Origin of the sequence: Xanthocytophaga flava, assembly GCF_030068545.1 — a bacterium.
Taxonomy (GTDB): domain Bacteria; phylum Bacteroidota; class Bacteroidia; order Cytophagales; family 172606-1; genus Xanthocytophaga; species Xanthocytophaga flava.
This window is the reverse complement of the sequence record NZ_JASJOR010000103.1, coordinates 1-528: the sequence shown is the minus strand read 5'-3', so window position 1 is coordinate 528 and position 528 is coordinate 1. Positions and strand designations below refer to the sequence as shown.

The window sequence follows — 528 nt, the reverse complement described above, 5'->3', positions numbered from 1 at the left end:
CACCATAGCCGTCAGGCTAAGGGAAAAGAATTTGTTTAGGAGACAACCGAAAACCATTACAGTCAACACGTCTACGTTCTTTTTTGGCTAAATGAAATAACTGCTCAAAGACATGAGTAAACCAGTCCTTAAGTCCTTTCAAATCATTTCTCAGGCAGATCCATAGCCCTTTTAACTTCTTATTTAGTACTTGATAGGCCTTCCATTCACTTAATTCAAACACAGTGTTAGAACCAGGATGGGTAATTGGAGGATCTGCTTGATTTGCCTTGTTTTGGTTGTTAGTATTTTGGTTGTTAGTATTTTGGTTGTTAGTATTTTGGTTGTTAACAAAGGATGAAAATAAAGTCTGGATGTGATTGGATAGAAGGATTGAAATGAATTTGCCATACAAATAACACTCAAAGCGAGCCAGACTCATTTTTCCTACCTGATTCAAAGCGAAAATACTTTTCCATATTTTAAACAATATTTCAACTTGCCATCTGAGCGTGTATAATTGACAGATCGACTCGGTAGAAAGGTCAG

At 36.6% G+C, this 528-nt stretch carries 1 pseudogene; it reads right to left on the bottom strand.

From position 1 onward, the window contains the following. Positions 1-352: 352 nt before the first annotated feature. Positions 353-528: pseudogene (locus tag QNI15_RS39080) on the bottom strand (transposase); the annotation flags it as partial.